At 73.7% G+C, this 19,402-nt stretch carries 12 protein-coding genes; all 12 read right to left on the bottom strand.

All coding sequences use genetic code 11. From position 1 onward, the window contains the following. Window positions 1-52 precede the first annotated feature (52 nt). The gene (locus ACVWNX_RS23830) at window positions 53-2,065 is read right to left on the bottom strand and encodes a glycosyltransferase (protein ID WP_454409756.1); all 2,013 of its coding nucleotides are present in this window, start codon (window positions 2,063-2,065) and stop codon (window positions 53-55) included. Window positions 2,066-2,392: 327 nt separating this feature from the next. Continuing rightward, window positions 2,393-3,829 (bottom strand): GTPase ObgE, encoded by a 1,437-nt coding sequence (gene obgE, locus ACVWNX_RS23825; protein ID WP_454409754.1) that lies wholly within the window; start codon window positions 3,827-3,829, stop codon window positions 2,393-2,395. Window positions 3,830-4,003: 174 nt separating this feature from the next. Beyond that, the gene (rpmA, locus tag ACVWNX_RS23820; protein WP_040253648.1) at window positions 4,004-4,258 is read right to left on the bottom strand and encodes a 50S ribosomal protein L27; all 255 of its coding nucleotides are present in this window, start codon (window positions 4,256-4,258) and stop codon (window positions 4,004-4,006) included. Between the two features lie 14 nt (window positions 4,259-4,272). After that, window positions 4,273-4,593 carry a 50S ribosomal protein L21 gene (gene rplU / locus ACVWNX_RS23815; protein ID WP_338676644.1) on the bottom strand — a complete coding sequence of 107 codons (321 nt, stop codon included), beginning with the start codon at window positions 4,591-4,593 and terminating at the stop codon, window positions 4,273-4,275. Between the two features lie 307 nt (window positions 4,594-4,900). After that, window positions 4,901-9,040 (bottom strand): Rne/Rng family ribonuclease, encoded by a 4,140-nt coding sequence (locus tag ACVWNX_RS23810; protein ID WP_454409753.1) that lies wholly within the window; start codon window positions 9,038-9,040, stop codon window positions 4,901-4,903. 237 nt (window positions 9,041-9,277) lie between these two features. Then, the gene (locus ACVWNX_RS23805; protein ID WP_454409751.1) at window positions 9,278-10,123 is read right to left on the bottom strand and encodes a TIGR03936 family radical SAM-associated protein; all 846 of its coding nucleotides are present in this window, start codon (window positions 10,121-10,123) and stop codon (window positions 9,278-9,280) included. A 192-nt stretch (window positions 10,124-10,315) separates the two neighbouring features. Continuing rightward, complete coding sequence (locus ACVWNX_RS23800) at window positions 10,316-12,241, bottom strand: TIGR03960 family B12-binding radical SAM protein (protein WP_454409750.1); 1,926 nt, start codon at window positions 12,239-12,241, stop codon at window positions 10,316-10,318. 65 nt (window positions 12,242-12,306) lie between these two features. After that, entirely contained in the window at window positions 12,307-13,878 is a 1,572-nt protein-coding gene (locus ACVWNX_RS23795; protein WP_454409749.1) for a CYTH and CHAD domain-containing protein, read from the bottom strand. 332 nt (window positions 13,879-14,210) lie between these two features. Continuing rightward, complete coding sequence (locus tag ACVWNX_RS23790) at window positions 14,211-15,227, bottom strand: methyltransferase (protein WP_454409747.1); 1,017 nt, start codon at window positions 15,225-15,227, stop codon at window positions 14,211-14,213. Window positions 15,228-15,350: 123 nt separating this feature from the next. After that, on the bottom strand, window positions 15,351-16,550 hold the full coding sequence (rodA, locus tag ACVWNX_RS23785) for a rod shape-determining protein RodA (protein WP_454409745.1): 1,200 nt from the start codon (window positions 16,548-16,550) through the stop codon (window positions 15,351-15,353). Then, a complete protein-coding gene (gene mrdA, locus ACVWNX_RS23780) occupies window positions 16,550-18,724 on the bottom strand; it encodes a penicillin-binding protein 2 (protein WP_454409744.1) in 2,175 nt (724 codons plus the stop codon). Before mrdA ends, rodA begins: the two co-directional genes overlap by 1 nt. Next, entirely contained in the window at window positions 18,721-19,395 is a 675-nt protein-coding gene (mreD, locus tag ACVWNX_RS23775) for a rod shape-determining protein MreD (protein WP_454409743.1), read from the bottom strand. The genes mrdA and mreD overlap by 4 nt, the downstream gene beginning before the upstream one ends. Window positions 19,396-19,402 lie beyond the last annotated feature (7 nt).

Below are 19,402 nucleotides of genomic sequence, written 5' to 3'. Positions count from 1 at the left end.
GGCCGGGTCCGGGGGATTCCCCCGGGCCCGGCCCCTTCCCCCTTCAGGCGGGTCAGACGTCCAGCGTCCGCACCGCGAACTGCCCGGTGACCGTGAAGTACGGACGGACCTCGGTCCGGGACGGCTCCGTCCGCCGCGGTTCGACGCGTCCCCGCAGGGCGCCGAGCAGGGACCGCGCGGAGTCGGGCTCGGCGCGCGCGGCGGCGCCCCGGTCGCGCACCGGCCGGGGGTAGCGGAAGACCTTGGAGGGCTCCAGGACGTCCGTCACCAGCAGGGCGAGCACGGCCGTGGTCCCGTCGGCGAGCCGGATGCGGAAGTCCCAGATCGCCTCCTCGCCGTTCTGCGCCCCGACGAGGGTCGCGATCGGCAGCGCGAACCGGAGGCGCCCGTCGTCCCCGGCGGTGAGCGGCACGGTGAGGACGCGCTCGCCGTCGCGCCGGTCGACGCCCTCCACGACCGCCCCGGCCGACGGGGACCCGCCCCAGAACTCCGCCTCCACCGTGACGTCCTCGTCGTCCACCGTGACGCCGAGCACCTCGCCGTGGAGCGGACGCACCCGGCTGCGGACCGCGAGACGGCCCTGCTCGTCCTTGTACGGCAGCAGGAGGCGCAGTCCGCCGGCGGCGGGGGCGGGGCGGTGCGACACCAGCCGGGTGACGTCGACGTGACCGGCGGTCAGCCGCTTCTCGCAGTCCCGGGCCCCGGCGACGCACAGCTCCCACTCGGCCTCGTCGAGGGCGTCGCGCGGGATCAGCGCGGACCCCGCGACGACGGGCAGCGTCACCGGCTCCCGGCGGCCCCGGACGTCGCGGCAGACCAGCTCCAGGCCCTCGGCCGACTCCGTCGCCCCGGTGTCCCGGAGGGTGACGCGCACCTCGCCGCCGGGCAGCACCCGGACGTCGGCGGCGCCGGGCAGGCCCCGGCGCAGCGCGGCCCGTTCCAGGATCGCCCCGAAGCGTTCGGCGCTCGGCTCCTCGGAGAACCGTTCGGCGCTCCGGGCGGCGGCCCGGCCCATGGCCTTGCGGCGGTCGTCGTCCTCGATGAGTTCGATGATCGCTTCGGCCAGTGCGGCGTTGTCCCCGTTGGGGACCAGGAGGCCGTCGGTGCCGGGGGTGAGGATGTTGCGCGGGCCGTGGTCGCAGTCCATGCTGACCACCGGCAGCCCCCGGGTCATCGCCTCGACGGTGACGATCCCGAACGGCTCCCGCAGCGAGGGCAGGACGAAGACCGCCCCCTTGCCGAACTCCTCGGTCACCGGGAACGCGGGCCCCATCAGGTGCACGTGGTTGTACAGGTCCTTCTCGTGGACCAGCCGCTGGAGCGCGAGCCGGTCGGAGCCCTCCCCGTAGATCCGCAGCCGCCAGTCGGGATGCCGTTCCACGACCGTCGCGAACGCCTCGACCAGTCCGTGGAAGTTCTTGTGCTTCTTGAGGACGCCCGCCGTGACGACGACCTTGGCGTCCCCGTCGGAGAGCGGGCCGCCGGGGTCGGGGACGCAGTTCGGCAGCACGCTGATCCGGTCCCGGACCTGGGGCACCGCCTTGCCGAGGCCCTCGCGCTCCTCCGGCGACAGCACGGTGACGGCGTCGAGCGCGCGGTACGCCTCGAAGAGCGGTTTGCGGACGTTCTCCGCGTAGATCCTCGGCATCGAGTGCTCCTGCGCGACCTTCAGGAAGGTCCCGGGGACCTCGGCGAGCAGGGTGGTGATGCGGGGGTTGGAACTGATGACGGCGTCCGCGTCGGTCCCGCCGAGGAACTCCAGGAGACGCTTCTCCGCCAGCCTGCTGACCAGCGGCGTCTTCTCGGCGGCGCTGTACGGGTAGCGGACGGGGAACTCGTGGGCCAGCGGGTCGTCGCCGTCGTAGCGGGGCGAGTGCTCCCTCATGTCGGTCAGCGCCCGGACCGTCACCCGGTCGTCCAGCGGGAAGTGGGACTCGTCCCGCACCTTGCGCAGGGCGACGATCTCCACCTCGTGGTGGCGGGCGAGGGCACCGGCCATGTTCTGGGTCGCGGTCACCACACCCCCCATGTGGCAGAGGTCGCGCACCAGGAAAACTATCTTCACTTCGCGGTCGTCCCTTTCTCCGGCGTCACGGGTGTGTCCACACCGCGCCGCCCCCCGGTCCGTACGGGCCGCCCGTGGATCCCTCCGGCCGGTCGGTTCCGGAGGCCGCGCCACCGGGGCCCGCCCCGGGGTGGTCCCCGTGGGCGGATCGCGCCCCGTACGGCACGGACGGGCGGACGCTCATGTGGTGGGACCGGCGACGACCACCCAGGGTTGCACCGGAAAGCCGAAGCGGCCGTCCGGACCGGGACACCCTGGGGTGTCCCGGTCCGGACGGCCGCGTGTCGAACGGACGGCGCGCCGGACGCCGCCGGATGCCGCCGGAGCCTAGAAGGGTTCGAAGTCGTCGTACGCGCGCTGGGCGTCGTCCCGCTCCGCGTCCCGGTCCCGGCGGCGCTGCGCGGCGGGGCGGGGCGCCTCGAAGCGGTGGTCCTCGCCCCGGCGGCCCAGCATCTCGGCCCCGGACATCATGGTGGGCTCCCAGTCGAAGACGACCGCGTTGTCCTCGGGACCGATCGCGACGCCGTCGCCCGCGCGGGCGCCCGCCTTCATCAGCGCGTCCTCCACGCCGAGCCGGTTGAGCCGGTCCGCGAGGTAGCCCACGGCCTCGTCGTTGTTGAAGTCGGTCTGCCGCACCCAGCGCTCCGGCTTCTCGCCGCGCACCCGGTACAGGCCCTCCTCCTCCACCGTGACGGTGAAGCCCGCGTCGTCGACCGCCTTGGGGCGGATGACGATCCGGGTGGCCTCCTCGCGGGGGCGGGCGGCCCGGGACTCGGCCACCAGCTGGGCCAGCGCGAAGGACAGCTCCCGCAGTCCCTTGTGGGCGACCGCCGACACCTCGAAGACGCGGTATCCGCGCGCCTCCAGATCGGGGCGGACCAGGTCCGCGAGGTCCTGGCCGTCGGGCACGTCGATCTTGTTGAGCACGACCACCCGGGGCCGGTCGCCGAGGCCGCCGTACTGCTTCAGCTCCTCCTCGATGACGTCGAGGTCGGAGGCCGGGTCACGGTCCGACTCCAGGGTCGCCGTGTCCAGCACGTGGACCAGCACGCTGCACCGCTCCACATGGCGCAGGAACTCCAGCCCGAGGCCCTTGCCCTGGCTGGCGCCGGGGATCAGCCCGGGCACGTCCGCGATGGTGTAGACGGTGGAGCCCGCGGTGACCACGCCCAGGTTGGGGACCAGCGTGGTGAACGGGTAGTCGGCGATCTTCGGCTTGGCGGCCGACAGCACCGAGATCAGCGAGGACTTGCCCGCGCTGGGGAAGCCGACGAGCGCCACGTCCGCGACGGTCTTCAGCTCCAGCACGATGTCGTCGGCCCCGCCGGGCTCGCCGAGCAGCGCGAAGCCGGGCGCCTTGCGGCGGGCGGACGCCAGCGCGGCGTTCCCCAGTCCGCCCCGGCCGCCCTGCGCCGCCACGTAGGTGGTGCCGTGGCCGACCAGGTCGGCGAGGACGTTGCCCGCCCGGTCCAGGACCACCGTGCCGTCCGGTACCGGCAGGACCAGGTCCGAGCCGTCCTTGCCGGAGCGGTTGCCGCCCTCGCCGGGCTTGCCGTTGGTGGCCTTGCGGCGCGGGCTGTGGTGGTAGTCGAGCAGGGTGGTGACCGACTGGTCCACCACCAGCGTCACGTCACCGCCCCGGCCGCCGTTGCCCCCGTCGGGGCCGCCGAGCGGCTTGAACTTCTCACGGTGGACGGAGGCACAGCCGTGGCCTCCGTTACCCGCGGCGACGTGCAGTTCGACGCGGTCCACGAAGGTGGTCATGGTCAGGGCCTCCAGATACGTACGGGGTGCGAGGGTGCGGGGCCGCCCGGGGCGCCGCCGCGGGGGTCCGTGGGGAACAACAAACGAAAGGCGGGCCAGCTTCCCCCGTACCGAAATCGTACGGGGAAAGGCGTGGCCCGCCTCGCGAAAGAAACCGTGCTACGGCAGTCCGGGTCAGGCGACCGGGACGATGTTCACGACCTTGCGGCCGCGGAACGTGCCGAACTCCACCGCACCGGGCTGGAGCGCGAACAGCGTGTCGTCGCCGCCGCGGCCGACGCCGGAGCCGGGGTGGAAGTGGGTGCCGCGCTGGCGGACCAGGATCTCACCCGCGTTGACGACCTGACCGCCGAAGCGCTTCACGCCGAGCCGCTGGGCATTCGAGTCGCGACCGTTCCGGGTGGACGATGCGCCCTTCTTGTGTGCCATCTCTCCTCAGTCCCTTACTTCGCAGCCGTGGGGATCGCCGTGACCTTGATCGCCGTGTACTGCTGGCGGTGGCCCTGACGACGGCGGTAGCCGGTCTTGTTCTTGTAGCGCAGGATGTCGATCTTCGCGCCCTTGTGGTGGTCCACGACCTCGGCCGTGACCTTGATGCCGGCCAGCACCCACGGGTCGCTGGTGACGGCCTCGCCGTCGACGACGAGCAGGGTCGAGAGCTCGACCGTGTCGCCCACCTTGGCAGTGGAAATCTTGTCAACCTCAACGATGTCGCCGACAGCAACCTTGTGCTGGCGACCACCGCTGCGCACGATGGCGTACACGCGGATCTCACTCTCTGTTACTCGTCACGGAACCTCTGAAGCCAGCCGCTCGCGCAGGGGCCGGGGAACCCGGTTCTCCGCGAGGACGAGCGGCCTCTCCGGGACGGTCCTTGCGGGCCGCCGGAGGGAGGTGCTCAGAGGGATGGCGTAGGGACGCCGACGGTCAAGGTTACGGGGCCCCTCCCGGCCGGTCAAACCGGGCCCCGCCGGGGCGGGGCGACACCCCCCCCGGAAGCGGTCCGGGGGCACACACGGGCGAAGGCCCGGGACGGTCGTCCCGGGCCTCCGTTCCGTCGTGCGACGGCGGTCAGTCCTCCGTGGAGGCGGTGACGGTCGGTGCCGCCTGCTGCTCCGCCGCGGCGGTCTTCTTGGCCGTCTTCTTCGCCACGGTCTTCTTGGCGGTCGCCTTCTTGGCCGTCGTCGTCTTCTTCGCGGCGGTCTTCTTGGCGGCCGTCTTCTTGGCCGGGGCGGCCTTCTTGGCGGTGGTGGCCTTCTTGGCGGTCTTGCGAGCCGTCTTCTTGGCCGGGGCCGCCTCCTCCTCGGCGGTCTCGGCCGCCGCCTCGGTGAGGGCCTCCTCGTTCCGTCCGGCCGCCTCATTGGCCTCGGTGACCGGGGCCTCCGGAGCGGCGACGACCACGACGGCCGCCTCCTCGGACGCGGTGGGCGCGGTGGCCTTGCGGACCGCCCGGCGGCGCGGACGGGCCGAAGGCGCCTCCGCGACCGGCTCGGCCGCGACCACGACCGGCTCGGGGGCCTCCTCGGCCTCCACCGGCGCGGCCACCGGGACGGTGACCCCGGCGACCGGGGCCTCGCCCTGCGGGGAACCCGCCGGAGCGCTGGCCCGACGGGTGGCCCGGCGCCGGGTGCGGCCCTGCGGAGCGGACTCCGCGACCGGCTCGGCGGGCGCCTCCACGACCTCGGCGGCCTCCACGGGCGCGGCGGCCTCCACGGGCGCGGCGGGGGCCTCGACCGGCTCCTGCGCCACGGGGGCGGGAGCCGTCTCCGGAGCCTCCTCGGCGGCCCTGGGGGCACCGGCCGGAGCCGACGCCCGACGACCGCCACGGCGCCGGGCGCGACCCCGGCCCGCCGCGGCCTCCGCCTCGGCGACGGAGCTGTACAGCTCCTCGTCGGGGGCGAAGTCCGGAGCGCTCAGCTCGACCGGCTCCGCGACCTCGGCGGCGACCTCCGCCTCCGTCTCGACGGCCTCGGCCTCGTGCTCGTGGACGTGTCCGTGCTGCTCGTCGTGCGCGTCGCCGCCCGCGCCACGGCGCTTCTTGCGCTTGCCGCCGCCCCCGAGGGAGGTCGGCTGCTCCATGTGCACGATGACCCCGCGGCCGTTGCAGTGGACGCAGGTCTCGGAGAAGGACTCCAGCAGGCCCTGGCCCACCCGCTTGCGGGTCATCTGGACCAGGCCCAGCGAGGTGACCTCGGCGACCTGGTGCTTGGTGCGGTCGCGGCCCAGGCACTCGATCAGCCGGCGCAGCACCAGGTCCCGGTTGGACTCCAGCACCATGTCGATGAAGTCGATCACCACGATGCCGCCGAGGTCGCGCAGCCGCAGCTGGCGCACGATCTCCTCGGCCGCCTCCAGGTTGTTCCTGGTGACGGTCTCCTCCAGGTTGCCGCCCTGGCCGGTGAACTTCCCGGTGTTGACGTCGACCACGATCATGGCCTCGGTCTTGTCGATCACCAGGGAGCCGCCGGAGGGCAGGTAGACCTTGCGGTCCAGCGCCTTGATGAGCTGCTCGTCGATGCGGTACGTCGCGAAGACGTCCACCTCGGAGGTCCAGCGCTGGAGCCGGTCCGCGAGGTCCGGGGCCACGTGCGCCACATAGCCGTGGATCGTCGACCACGCCTCGTCACCGCTGACGATGACCTTGGAGAAGTCCTCGTTGAAGATGTCGCGGACGACCCGGACCGTCATGTCCGGCTCGCCGTAGAGCAGCGTCGGGGCGTTGCCCGTCTTCGCCTTCTTCTTGATGTCCTCCCACTGCGACTGGAGGCGTTCCACGTCGCGGCGCAGCTCGTCCTCGCTGGCGCCCTCGGCGGCGGTGCGCACGATGACGCCCGCGTCCTCGGGGACGACCTTCTTGAGGATGGACTTCAGCCGGGCCCGCTCGGTGTCCGGGAGCTTGCGGCTGATGCCCGTCATCGAGCCCTCGGGCACGTAGACGAGGTAGCGGCCGGGCAGCGAGACCTGGCTGGTGAGCCGGGCGCCCTTGTGACCGATCGGGTCCTTGGTGACCTGGACCAGCACGGACTGGCCGGACTTCAGGGCGCTCTCGATGCGGCGCGGACCGCCGGACATCCCGAGGGCCTCGAAGTTGACCTCGCCCGCGTAGAGCACGGCGTTGCGGCCCTTGCCGATGTCGATGAAGGCGGCCTCCATCGACGGCAGGACGTTCTGCACCTTGCCCAGGTAGACGTTGCCGACGTACGAGGTCGACTGCTCCTTGTTGACGTAGTGCTCGACGAGGACGTCGTCCTCCAGCACGCCGATCTGGGTGCGCTCGCCGTGCTGGCGGACGACCATGACCCGCTCGACGGCCTCGCGGCGCGCCAGGAACTCGGCCTCGGTGATGATCGGGACCCGGCGGCGGCCCTGCTCGCGGCCCTCGCGGCGGCGCTGCTTCTTCGCCTCCAGACGGGTGGAGCCCTTGATGGACTGCACCTCGTCGGACGCGGGCCGGTCCTCCTTCTTGCGGGGCTCGCGGACCTTGACGACGGTGCGCTCCGGGTCGTCGGACCCGGTGTCGGCGGAGTCCCCGGCCCGACGGCGACGGCGGCGGCGGCGACGGCTGCTGCTGGAGCCGCCCTCGTCCTCGGCGTCCTCGTGCTCCCCGTCGGCCCCGTCGGCCTCGTCCTCGGACGTCTCGTGGTCGTCGCCGGTGGCGGCGGTGTCGTGCGCCTCCTCGGCGCCCTCCTCGCCCTCGGCGTGCTCACCGCGGCGACGGCGACGGCCGCCCCGGCGGCGACGGCGGCGGGAACCGCCCTCGCCGGTGTCCTCGCCGTCGTCGGCGGCGCCGTCCTCGTCGGCGGCGGCGTCCTCGTCGGCCTGCCCGGCGCGGTCGGCCTCCTCGGCGGGGGCGGCGGCCTCGTCGGCGGCGGGCCCGGAGGTCCGCGGCGTGGTGGCGGACACGGCGACCCGACGGCGGCGACGGCGACGGGACCCGGCGGTCTCGTCGTCCTCGTACCGCTCGGCGGCGGGGGCGGGGGCGACGGTCGTCTCCTCCGGCTCCACCGCCTCCTCCTCGGCGGCGGCGTGCCGGGCCTCGGCGGCCTCGGCGGCGGCGCGCTCGGGGGTCTGGAACATCGGCTCGGCGAAGACCGGCGCCTGGAACACGGCGACGGAGGGGCGCGCGGGGCGCTCCTCGGCGGACCGGGTGCGCTGCTGGGCCGACTCGGAGAAGCCTCCGGCGGCACGGGTGGAGCGGCGGCGGGCGCGCTTGGGCGCGGCCTCCTCGACGGGGGCCTGGGCGGCCTCGGCCCGGGGCTCCTCGGCGGCCGGGGCGGCCGTCTCGGCGGAGGCGGCGGCACGGGTGGCACGGCGGCGGGTGCGCTTGGGCGCGGCGTCGTCGGCGGGGGCCTGGGCGGCCGGGGCCTCCTCGACGGGGGCTCCGGACCGGGTCCCGGTCGCCTCGGCGGCCGGGGCGGCCGTCTCGGCGGAGGCGGCGGCACGGGTGGCGCGACGGCGGGTGCGCTTGGGCGCGGCGTCGTCGGCGGGGGCCTCGCCGGTGTCCTCGGTGACCGGGCTCACGGCGGCCGGGGCGGGCGTCTCCACCGCGGCGGAGACGGCGGACCCGGTGGAGGCACCGGTCCCGGCCGCCCGGACGGCGCGGCGGCGGGCCCGCGGCGGCGCCGCGGAGTCGGCGGACGCCAGGGGCGCGGGCTCGGGCTCGGCGGCGGGTTCCACGACCACGGTGGTCACGGCGGTCCCGGTGGACTGCTGCGGCGATCCGGCGGGCGCGGCGGCGCGGCGCACGGCGCGACGGCGGGTGCGCGGCGCGGGCTCGGCGGCCACGGGGGCGGCTTCGGCGTCCTCGGCCGTCTCCGTGTCCTCGTCGGCCACGAGGTCTTCGTCGGCCTCGGCGTCCTCGTCGAGCGCGGTCCCGGTGGACGGGGCCACGGCCGGGGCCTCCACGGCGTCGGGCGATCCGGCGGGCGCGGCGGCGCGGCGGACGGCCCGGCGGCGGGTGCGCGGCGCGGGTTCGGCGGTCTCCACCGGGGTCCCGGCCGGAGCTTCGGCGGCGGGTGCCTCCGTGGCCTCGACGGCCTCGGCGGCCGGCTCGGCCGGGGTGGCGGAGCCGGTGGCCGGGGACCCGGCGGGGCGGCTGGCCGCACGGCGCCTGCGGCGCGGCGGCAGGGTGTCGCTGGGGCCGTCGCCCGCGGAAGCGGGACGGACGGCTGCGGTGTCGGAACCCTCGAGGGATTCGGTCGGTTCGAGCATGCGGGCGGTTCTCCCGTCGGCTCCCGGGCGCCGCGCCTGTTCCGGTGACGTCCGCGGCCCGGTGGATCCTGAGTGGGGCCGCCGTCCGGGGCGTGGGCGCCGCACGGGAGCTTTCTGTGTCCTGTCTCGCCGGTTCCGTATGCCTTGTCGCGTACGGCCTGGCGAAAGTCTTGTGGTCGGTGCGCTGCCCGACCCAGGTGGCTCCCGGATACGAGGGCGGCGCTACGACGTCCGTCCTTACGCGGGTCCGTCCGGTGTCGCCGTCGCGGCGGCGGACACGGCGTGCCCCGGAACAGTGGCCGGGGTGGCCTTGGCCGCCTCGCGGTCGGGCGCGAGCGGATCGGTGACCGTGCCGGTCTCCTCATCGAACAGCCCCTGCGCCAGCCTGGTCACCGCTGCGGGGACCGGCGGCGCCAGGTCGGCCACAGCTCGGAGACCGGACAGGACGTCGTCGGGTCGTACGGCAGGCGTCACGTGCCGAACAACCAGGCGCAGTATCGCACAGGGCCGGACGCCGGGCCCATCAGCCCGGGCCGGATCCGTCCCGGAGGGGGCGGCCGTGACGTCCGTCACCCCGGGGGCGGCGGGCGCGTCGACCGTGGTCAGGGAGGCGACGGCGGCGCGGGCGTCGAAGGTGCGCGGACCGTTCTTGGTCTGCCGGGTCACCTCCACCAGCTCCGCCGCCGTGAAGAGCCCGGCGGCCCGGTGGGCGGCCTCCGGCTCCACCCCGTCGAGCCGCAGCTCCCACACCGAGCCCGTCAGCCGGTCGGCGAGGCCCGGGGTGCGGGCCTCCACCGCGTCGGTGATGTCGAGCCCGGTGGGCAGCGACTCGTCGAGCAGGGCACGCAGGGCGGCGGGGTCACGCGCCTCGGTGAGGGCGATCTCCAGGTACTCGGCCTCGCTGCCCGTGCCGGTGGGCGCGGCGTTGGCGTACGACACCTTGGGGTGGGGGGTGAAGCCCGCCGAGTACGCCATGGGCACCTCGGCGCGGCGCAGCGCCCGCTCGAACGCGCGCTGGAAGTCACGGTGGCTGGTGAACCGGAGGCGGCCGCGCTTGGTGTAGCGCAGTCTGATGCGCTGCACCGCGGGCGCGGGCGGCGGGCCTACGGGCTGTCGCTTGCCCAGTGTCGTCAGTCCTTCGTCAGTGCGGTCGTCCTGTCGCCTAGGGTACGTCCCGGAGCGGCGCCGGGTTCCCGGGGGCGCGAACCCGCAGGTCAGGGATGCGCGAGGGCCCGGTTCCGCACATCGGAACCGGGCCCCCTCACGCTCCGGCGGTCACTTCACCACGGTCAGCGGCAGCAGCTTCTTGCCCGTGGGGCCGATCTGGATGGAGGTGTCGAGCTGGGGGCAGACCCCGCAGTCGAAGCACGGGGTCCAGCGGCAGTCCTCGACCTCGGTCTCGTCCAGGGAGTCCTGCCAGTCCTCCCAGAGCCAGTCCTTGTCGAGGCCCGAGTCCAGGTGGTCCCAGGGCAAGACCTCCTCGTAGGTGCGCTCGCGGGTGGTGTACCAGTCGACGTCCAGCCCGACGGCGGGCAGCTCCTTGGCGGCGCAGGCCATCCAGCGGTCGTACGAGAAGTGCTCCCGCCAGCCGTCGAACCGGCCGCCGTCCTCGTAGACGGCGCGGATCACCGCGCCGAGGCGGCGGTCGCCCCGGGAGAGCAGGCCCTCGACGATGCCGGGCTTGCCGTCGTGGTAGCGGAAGCCGATGGAGCGGCCGTACTTCTTGTCGCCCCGGATCTTGTCGCGGAGCTTCTGGAGCCGGGCGTCGGTCTCCTCGGCGGAGAGCTGCGGGGCCCACTGGAAGGGCGTGTGCGGCTTGGGGACGAACCCGCCGATGGACACCGTGCAGCGGATGTCCTGGGAGCCGGAGACCTCGCGGCCCTTCTGGATGACGTTCATCGCCATGTCGGCGATCTGGAGGACGTCCTCGTCGGTCTCGGTGGGCAGACCGCACATGAAGTACAGCTTCACCTGGCGCCAGCCGTTGCCGTAGGCGGTGGCGACCGTGCGGATCAGGTCCTCCTCCGAGACCATCTTGTTGATGACCTTGCGCATCCGCTCGGAGCCGCCCTCGGGGGCGAAGGTGAGACCCGAGCGGCGGCCGTTGCGGGTCAGCTCGTTCGCCAGGTCGACGTTGAAGGCGTCCACCCGGGTGGAGGGCAGGGAGAGGCCGATCTTGTCGTCCGTGTAGCGGTCCGCGAGGCCCTTGGCGATGTCGCCGATCTCGGTGTGGTCGGCGCTGGACAGCGAGAGCAGGCCGACCTCCTCGAAGCCGGTCGCCTTGAGGCCCTTGTCGACCATCTCGCCGATGCCGGTGATGCTGCGCTCCCGCACCGGGCGGGTGATCATGCCCGCCTGGCAGAAGCGGCAGCCCCGGGTGCAGCCGCGGAAGATCTCCACGGACATCCGCTCGTGCACGGTCTCCGCGAGCGGGACCAGCGGCTGCTTGGGGTAGGGCCACTCGTCCAGGTCCATGACGGTGTGCTTGGAGACCCGCCACGGCACGCCCGAGCGGTTGGGGACGACCCGGCCGATGCGGCCGTCGGGGAGGTACTCCACGTCGTAGAAGCGGGGCACGTAGACGCCGCCGGTGCGGGCCAGCCGGAACAGCAGCTCGTCGCGGCCCCCTGGACGGCCCTCGGCCTTCCAGGCGCGGACGATGTCGGTGATCTCCAGCACGGCCTGCTCGCCGTCGCCGATCACCGCGCAGTCGATGAAGTCCGCGATGGGCTCCGGGTTGAACGCGGCGTGACCGCCCGCGACCACCACCGGGTCGTCCAGCCCCCGGTCCCGGGACTCCAGCGGGATGCCCGCGAGGTCCAGGGCGGTGAGCATGTTGGTGTAGCCCAGCTCGGTGGAGAAGCTCAGCCCGAACAGGTCGAACGCCTTCACCGGGCGGTGCGCGTCCACGGTGAACTGCGGGACGCCGTGCTCCCGCATCAGCGCCTCCAGGTCGGGCCAGACGCTGTAGGTGCGCTCGGCGAGGACGCCCTCGCGCTCGTTCAGCACCTCGTAGAGGATCATGACGCCCTGGTTGGGCAGTCCGACCTCGTAGGCGTCCGGGTACATCAGCGCCCAGCGGACGTCACTGGCGTCCCACGGCTTGACGGTGGAGTTGAGTTCCCCACCGACGTACTGGATGGGCTTCTGGACGTGCGGGAGAAGCGCTTCCAAACGCGGGAAGACCGACTCGACAGGCATCGTGGTGTCTCTCGTGAGCTGGCGGGGGGACGTCCCGCGCAAGAAGAGGCGGGTGACCCTCAAGCCTAGCGCGTTCCGCGCAGCCCCCGGGTGGCCCGCTCGGCGGCCTCCCAGACGGCGGGCAGCCCGTCCTCGGCCCCGGCGGCCCGGCGCTCCTCGTGGCCGTACACCAGCCCGTAGGTGAAGGCGCTCTCCCCCGCCGCGTGGGCCTGGGCCGCCAGGTCCCGCAGGGCGGCCCTGGTCATCACGCCGTCCTGGTGGTCGCCGAGCAGCTCCTGGAGGGCCCTGGTGCCCCGGACGGCCCGCTTGGCGGGGCCGCCGAGCACGTCACGGGCGGCCTCGGCGGCGTAACGCAGCCGTTTGGCCTTCTTGCGGGCCTCGTGCAGGGCGAGGTCGCGGTCCGGGCCGGGGGGCGCCGCGAGGGCCTCCGCGACCAGGCCGGACAGCTTCCCGAAGTCCTCGCGGGCGGCCCGGTGGACCGCCTTGCCCGGCTTCCCGGCCGCCGCGGGGCGCAGCGGCGGGTCAGCGAGCAGGGCGTCCAGCGCGTTCAGCAGGGCGAGGTAGCGGGGGCCGTCGAGAACTCTGAGGAGCCGCCGCCGGGAGCCGCCGCGCCGGGCCCGGGTCCAGGTGCGCAGCCGGGTGCGGACCGGGCCCACCAGGAGGGCCCGGGGGAGCCCGTCGAAGTGGCCGGTGAGGCGTTCGGCGAGGACCTCGGCGTCCCGGTCGGCGCCGAGTTCCCCGGCGAGCCACTTGAGCTCGTCCCCGATCGGGTCGGTGACGGTCCGGTCGAGGACGCGGGAGTAGGAGCGGAAGGTGGCGCGGGCCCGGCGGGTGGCGACGCGCATGCGGTGCACGGAGTCGTCCTCGCCCCGCCGGACGGCGGGGTCGAGCAGGACCAGGGCGTCCCGCTGGGCGGCGAGGTAGGCGAGGACGGGGGCGGCGGCGGTACCCCGGTGGTCCGGGGGCGGCGGCTGGTCGGCCCGCCCGTCACGGTCGCTTCGGGCACGCGCGCCCGGCCCGGCCGGGTGGGGGGTGGTCTCGGCGAGGGCGCGGGCCAGTTTGGAGGTGGCGGCGGAGCGGCGCAGACCGGCCTTGCGGAGCTTCTTGTCGACCTTGTCGAGGAAGGCAGGGTCCCGGCCCCCGGCGAGTTCGACCTCGACCTCCGTCCAGGCGGTGGTGGCGCCCGGGCCGGTGAGGCGTTCGGCGCGGACGGCGTCCACGCTCAGCTCGGCGAGCGGTGCCCCGGCGGCGTCGTTGAGGAGGTGGACGTCCCGGGTGGAGCGCAGCCGGATCAGGGGCACCAGCGGGGCGTCCCGGGTGCGGGAGCGGACGAGTCCGGCGAGGGCGCGGGGGACGGCGTCCGACAGGGGGACGCGGATCTCGTCGCGGACGCCGTCCGCGACCGGGAGCTTCAGATGCCATCCGGCGTCGGCGCCCCCGGTGCGGCGGCGGAGGGTGATCGACGCCCGGGCCAGGGCGTGGTCGGCGGTGTCGTAGTAGACGGCGTCCAGTTCGACGACGCCCTGGTGGACGACGGCCCGCACCCCGCCGACGGAGGTCAGGTCCGGCACCCGGGGACGGGCGTCCGGGTCGGTGGCTTCGTACTTACGCTCGATCTCGCGCTGGGTATCCGCCATACCACCGAATCTAGACGGATTCCGGCCCGGTCGGCAGGGAGCGGACCGGACGGAACGGGCCCGGGCGACGGGAAACCGCCGGTCCGGGCCCGTGGCCCGCCGGACGGCCCGGCCCGACGGCGTCCCGGTGGCGGTCCGGAGCGCCGGTACGGGATGGGGTGGCCGTCCGGCGGGTCTCCGGAGCGCCGCGTACGGCGTCGGCCCGTCGGCCCGTCCGCACCCCGGGTCACGGGGCACGGGGGCCGTCCGGGCGGGCGTCCACGGGGCCGCTGTCCGGGCCCGCCCGGCGGGCTTCCCCGGAGGACCCGTCCGGGGGAGCCGTCCGGCGCGCGTCAGACGGCTACCGCCTCCACCACGCTGAGCGTGGCCGGGGTCGGCACCACCCGGGTCAGCCGCAGCCCGGCCGCGTCGAAGAGGTCCCGGAACTCCTCGCGGGTGCGCTCCCGGCCCACCAGGGAGACCATCATCATCAGGTCCAGGACCTTCCCCTGGTGGGGGCGTCCGTCGGGCGCCAGGACGGCCTCGACGACGAGGACCCGGCCGCCGGGGGCGAGCGCGCGGCGGCAGTGGCGGAGCACCCGGACGCACTGCTCGTCGGTCCAGTCGTGCAGGACGCGCTTGAGGACGAGGACGTCCCCGGACGGCACCGCCTCGAAGAAGTCGCCCTCCTCGGTGGTCCAGCGGCCCTTGAGGTCCGGGTGGGCGTCGAGGCCGTGGCCCGCGAGGACGTGGGCCCGGTCGTAGAGGACGCCGGTCAGCCCGGGGGCGCGGCGCAGCGCGGCGGTGAGGAAGCCGCCCTGGCCGCCGCCGATGTCGACGAGGGTGCCCGCGTCGGGGAAGTCGTAGGCGTCGGCGATGGGCTGCTCCTCGACGGAGGACATGGCGGCCATGCCGTCGTGGAAGACGGCCGCGGTGGCGGCGTCCCGGGCGAAGTGCTCGAAGAAGGTGGTGCCGAAGACGTCGGGGAAGGCGGGCTCGCCGGTGCGCAGACAGTGGTCGAACCGGGCGAACGGTTCCCAGAAGGTGCGGTCGGTGATCATCAGCACGGCGTCCCGCAGCGAGTCCGGGCCGGTGCGCAGGGCGTCGCCCGCCGGGGTGAGGGCGAACCGGCCCTCGGCGTCCTCGGTGAACACGCCCCGGGTGGCGAGCAGCCGCAGCGTCCGGTGGAGGGCGTCGGCGTGCAGTCCGGTGGCGGCGGCGAGTTCCCCGGCGGTGCGGGGGCCGTGTTCCAGGTGGTCGGCCACCCCGGTGGCGGCGACGGCGCGCAGCGCGGCGGGCACCACGTACCCGAGCGCCTCCTCGATCAGGTGCGCTCCGCCCGTCGTGGGGTCGTACGGGTGCTGGGGCATCGGTCCTCCTGGGGGCCGCACGGTGGTGTCACCCCCTGTCCTGCCACGACAGCCGGACCGTCACTCCCCGCGATCGGAAGATGACGGGAAACCACCGTGGCGGGAGTTCCGCGTGAGGCGGACCTACGCGGACAGGGGCCGTTGCACCCGGATCGACTGGAGCAGACCGACCGCGATCCACACGGCGAACATGGAGGTGCCGCCGTAGGAGACGAACGGCAGCGGCAGCCCCGCGACGGGCATGATGCCGAGGGCCATGCCGATGTTCTCGAAGGACTGGAAGGTGAACCAGGCGATGATCCCGGCGGCGACGATCGTGCCGTACAGCTCGGTCGTCTCGCGGGCGATGCGGCAGGCGCGCCAGAGCAGCACGCCGAGGAGGACGAGGATGAGTCCGCCGCCGACGAAGCCGAGTTCCTCCCCGGCGACGGTGAAGACGAAGTCGGTCTGCTGTTCGGGGACGAACTGGCCGGTGGTCTGGGTGCCCTTGAACAGGCCCATGCCGGTGAGGCCGCCGGAGCCGATGGCGATGCGGGCCTGGTTGGTGTTGTAGCCGACCCCGGCGGGGTCGAGGGCCGGGTTGGCGAAGGCGGCGAACCGGTTGATCTGGTACTCGTCGAGGACGTTGAGCTGCCAGACGGCGAGGGCGCCTAGCGCTCCGGCGCCGAGCAGTCCGAAGATCCAGCGGTTGGGGGCGCCGGAGGCCAGCAGCACGCCCAGCACGATCATCACCATGACCATGACCGAGCCGAGGTCGGGCATCAGCAGGACGACCGCTATCGGGACGGCGGCGAGTCCGAGGCCCTGGAGGACGGTGCGGTGGCCGGGGTGGAGCCGGTCGCCCGCGTCGACCCGGGCGGCGAGCAGCATCGCCATCCCGAGGATGATCGTGATCTTCGCGAACTCGGCGGGCTGGAGGGAGAAGCCGCCGCCGATGACGATCCAGGCGCGGGCGCCGTTGATGGTGGCGCCGAGCGGGGTGAGGACCAGCAGCACCAGGAGCACCGAGAGGCCGTACAGCACGGGGACGGCGGTGCGCAGGGTGCGGTGGCCGAGCCAGATGGTGCCGACCATCAGGGTGATGCCGATGCCGGTGTTGAGCAGATGGCGCAGCAGGAAGTAGTAGGGGTCGCCCTCGTTGAGTTCGGTGCGGTTGCGGGTCGCCGAGTAGACGAGGACCGCGCCGATCAGGGAGAGCGCGGTGGCCGACAGCAGTATCGGCCAGTCCAGCCGTCGCAGCAGGCTGTCGCGGGCGGTGACCCGGGCCAGCCAGGGGCGTTCGGGGCCGTAGCCGGAGACGGAGAAGCCGTTGGAGCCGCTCATCAGTCGCGCCTCCCGGTGGTCGCGGGCGCTCCGGCGAGGGCCTTGGCGGTGGGGGACGGTTCGGGCAGGGGCTTGTAGGGGCGGATCCTCGGGGCGTCGATGGTGCCGTCCCGCTGGATCTTCGGGAGCGTCTTCTGCGGTTCGGGCAGCAGGGCCTTCTTGCGGTCGATCTTGCCCTCGGGGCTGACGCCGTAGAGCGCGTTGTAGACGTTGCGGACGGCGGGGGCGGAGGCCCCGGAGCCGGTGCCGCCCTGGGCGATGGTCATGACGATGGCGTAGTCGTCGGTGTAGGTGGCGAACCAGGAGGTGGTCTGCTTGCCGTGGACCTCGGCGGTGCCGGTCTTGGCGTGCATCGGGATCTTGTCCTGGGGCCAGCCGGTGAACCGCCAGGCGGCGGTGCCCCGGGTGGCGACGCCTTCGAGGGCCCCGTCTATCTCGGCGAGGGTCTTCTTCGTCATGGGGAGCTTGCCGTGCGACTTCGGCTTGATCCGGGTGACGTCCTTGCCGTCGGCGCTGACCACGGCCTTGCCGACGGTGGGGGCGTACATGGTGCCGCCGTTGGAGAGGGCGCCGTAGATGGCGGCCATCTGGATGGGGGTGACCAGGGTGTCGCCCTGGCCGATGCTGTAGTTGACGGAGTCACCGGCGCGCATCAGATTGCCTTCCAGGCAGTTCTCGTAGGAGAGCTGCTGGAGGAAGTCCCCGCCCTTCTTGCCCGCCTTGCACCAGGCGTCCTTGTTGGCCTTCCAGAAGTCGCGCTTCCACTGGCGGTCCGGGATCCGGCCGGTGACCTCGTTGGGGAGGTCGATGCCGGTCTCCTGGCCGAGGCCGAAGTCATGGGCGGTCTCGTAGAACCAGTTCTTGGCGTTCTTCTTCGGGGTGAGCCCGCCGTCCCGCTGCCACTCCTGGTGGGCCAGGCGGTAGAAGACGGTGTCGCAGGAGACCTCCAGCGCCTGGCCGAGGTCGATGGAGCCGTAGCCCTTGGACTCGAAGTTGTTGAAGACCTGGCCGCCGATGGCGTACGAACTGGAGCACTCGTAGCGGTCGTTGAAGCCGTACCCGGCCTTGACGGCGGCGGCGACCGGGACGACCTTGAAGATGGAGCCGGGGGCGGCCTGGCCCTGGATGGCGCGGTTCAGCAGCGGGTAGTTGGAGGACTTGCCGGTCAGCCGCGCGTAGTCCTTGCCGGAGATGCCGCCGACCCAGGCGTTGGGGTCGTAGCTGGGGTTGGAGGCCATGGCGACCACCCGGCCGGTGCGGGCCTCCATCACCACGATGGCGCCGGAGTCGGCCTTGTAGTTCATCTTGGTGTTGTCGTCGTAGACCTTGCGGGCTTCCTTGAGCGCCTTGGCCAGCTCGTACTCGGCGACCCGCTGGACCCGGGCGTCGATGCTGGTGACGACGTTGGCGCCGGGCTCGGCCTTGTCGCTCTTGGCCCGGCCCATGACCCGGCCCAGGTTGTCGACCTCGTAGCGGGTGACGCCCGCCTTGCCCCGCAGCTCCTTGTCGTACTGGCGCTCCAGGCCGCTGCGTCCGACCTGGTCGGAGCGGAGGTAGGGCGACTCGCTGTCCTTGGCCTTCTCGATCTCCGCGTCGGTGACCGGGGAGAGGTAGCCGAGGACCTGGGCGGTGTTGGCGTCGCCGGGCGAGGCGTAGCGGCGGACCGCGGTCGGTTCGGCGGTGATGCCGGGGAAGTCCTCGGCGCGCTCCCGGATCTGGAGGGCCTGCTTCGGGGTGGCCTCGTCGGTGATGGGGATGGGCTGGTAGGGGGAGCCGTTCCAGCAGGGCTGGGGGGTCTGCGCGTCGCACAGCCGCACCTTGTCGGTGATCTCCTTGGCGGGGACCCCGAGGACCTTGGCGAGCCGGGTGAGGACGCCCTTGCCGTCGTCCGCCATCTTCATCAGGTCGGTGCGGGAGGCGGAGACCACCAGACGGGTCTCGTTGTCGGCGATGGGCACGCCCCGGGCGTCGAGGATCGAGCCGCGCACGGCGGGCTGGACGACGCGCTGGACGCCGTTGCCGGACGCCTCCTCGGCGTACTCCTCGCCGTTGCGGATCTGGAGGTACCAGAGCCGTCCGCCGAGGGTGAGCAGCAGCGAGACGACCAGCACCTGGATGACGACGAGCCGGATCTGGACCCGCGGGGTGCGTCCGGTCTCCGGAATGTTGGTCACAGTCGCTTGGCCCCCTTGACCTTGACGCGTCCCGCGCGGGCCACCCGGGCCCGTGCGGCCTTGGCCCGCAGTCCGCCGCGCTGGCCGCCGATCCGCAGTCCGGTGCCGGAGGCCATCCAGCCCGCGGAGACGTCGCTGCGGGCGGCGGCGTTGGTCTCGGCGAGCGGGTCGTTGTCGGTGCGGCGGGCGAGCGCCATGACGAACGGAACGGTGAACGGCGCGAGCAGCAGATCGTAGAGCGCCGCGGTGAACAGCAGTCCGCCGAGGCCGACGTGGCGGGCGGCGGTGTCGCCGACCAGGGCGCCGACGCCCGCGTAGAGCAGGGTGGAGCCGACGGCGGAGGAGACGACGACCAGCAGCGGGCCGAGGGCGGTCCGCAGCCGTCCGGTCTCCGGCTTGGCGAGCCCGGCGAGGTAGCCGATCACGCACAGCACCAGCGCGTACCGGCCGACGGCGTGGTCGGCGGGCGGGGCGAGGTCGGCGAGGAGTCCGGCGGAGAAGCCGATCAGGGCACCGCCGACGTGCCCGTACACCAGAGCGAGGCCGAGGACGGTGAGCAGCAGCAGGTCGGGCACCGCGCCGGGCAGTTGCAGCCGGGCGAGGACGCTCACCTGGATCACCAGGGCGGCCACCACCAGGGCGGCCGAGAGCAGCATCCGGTTGACGCGCATGGTCGGG

It is taken from the genome of Streptomyces sp. JNUCC 64, from assembly GCF_054484115.1.
This window is presented reverse-complemented; position numbering and strand designations above follow the sequence as displayed.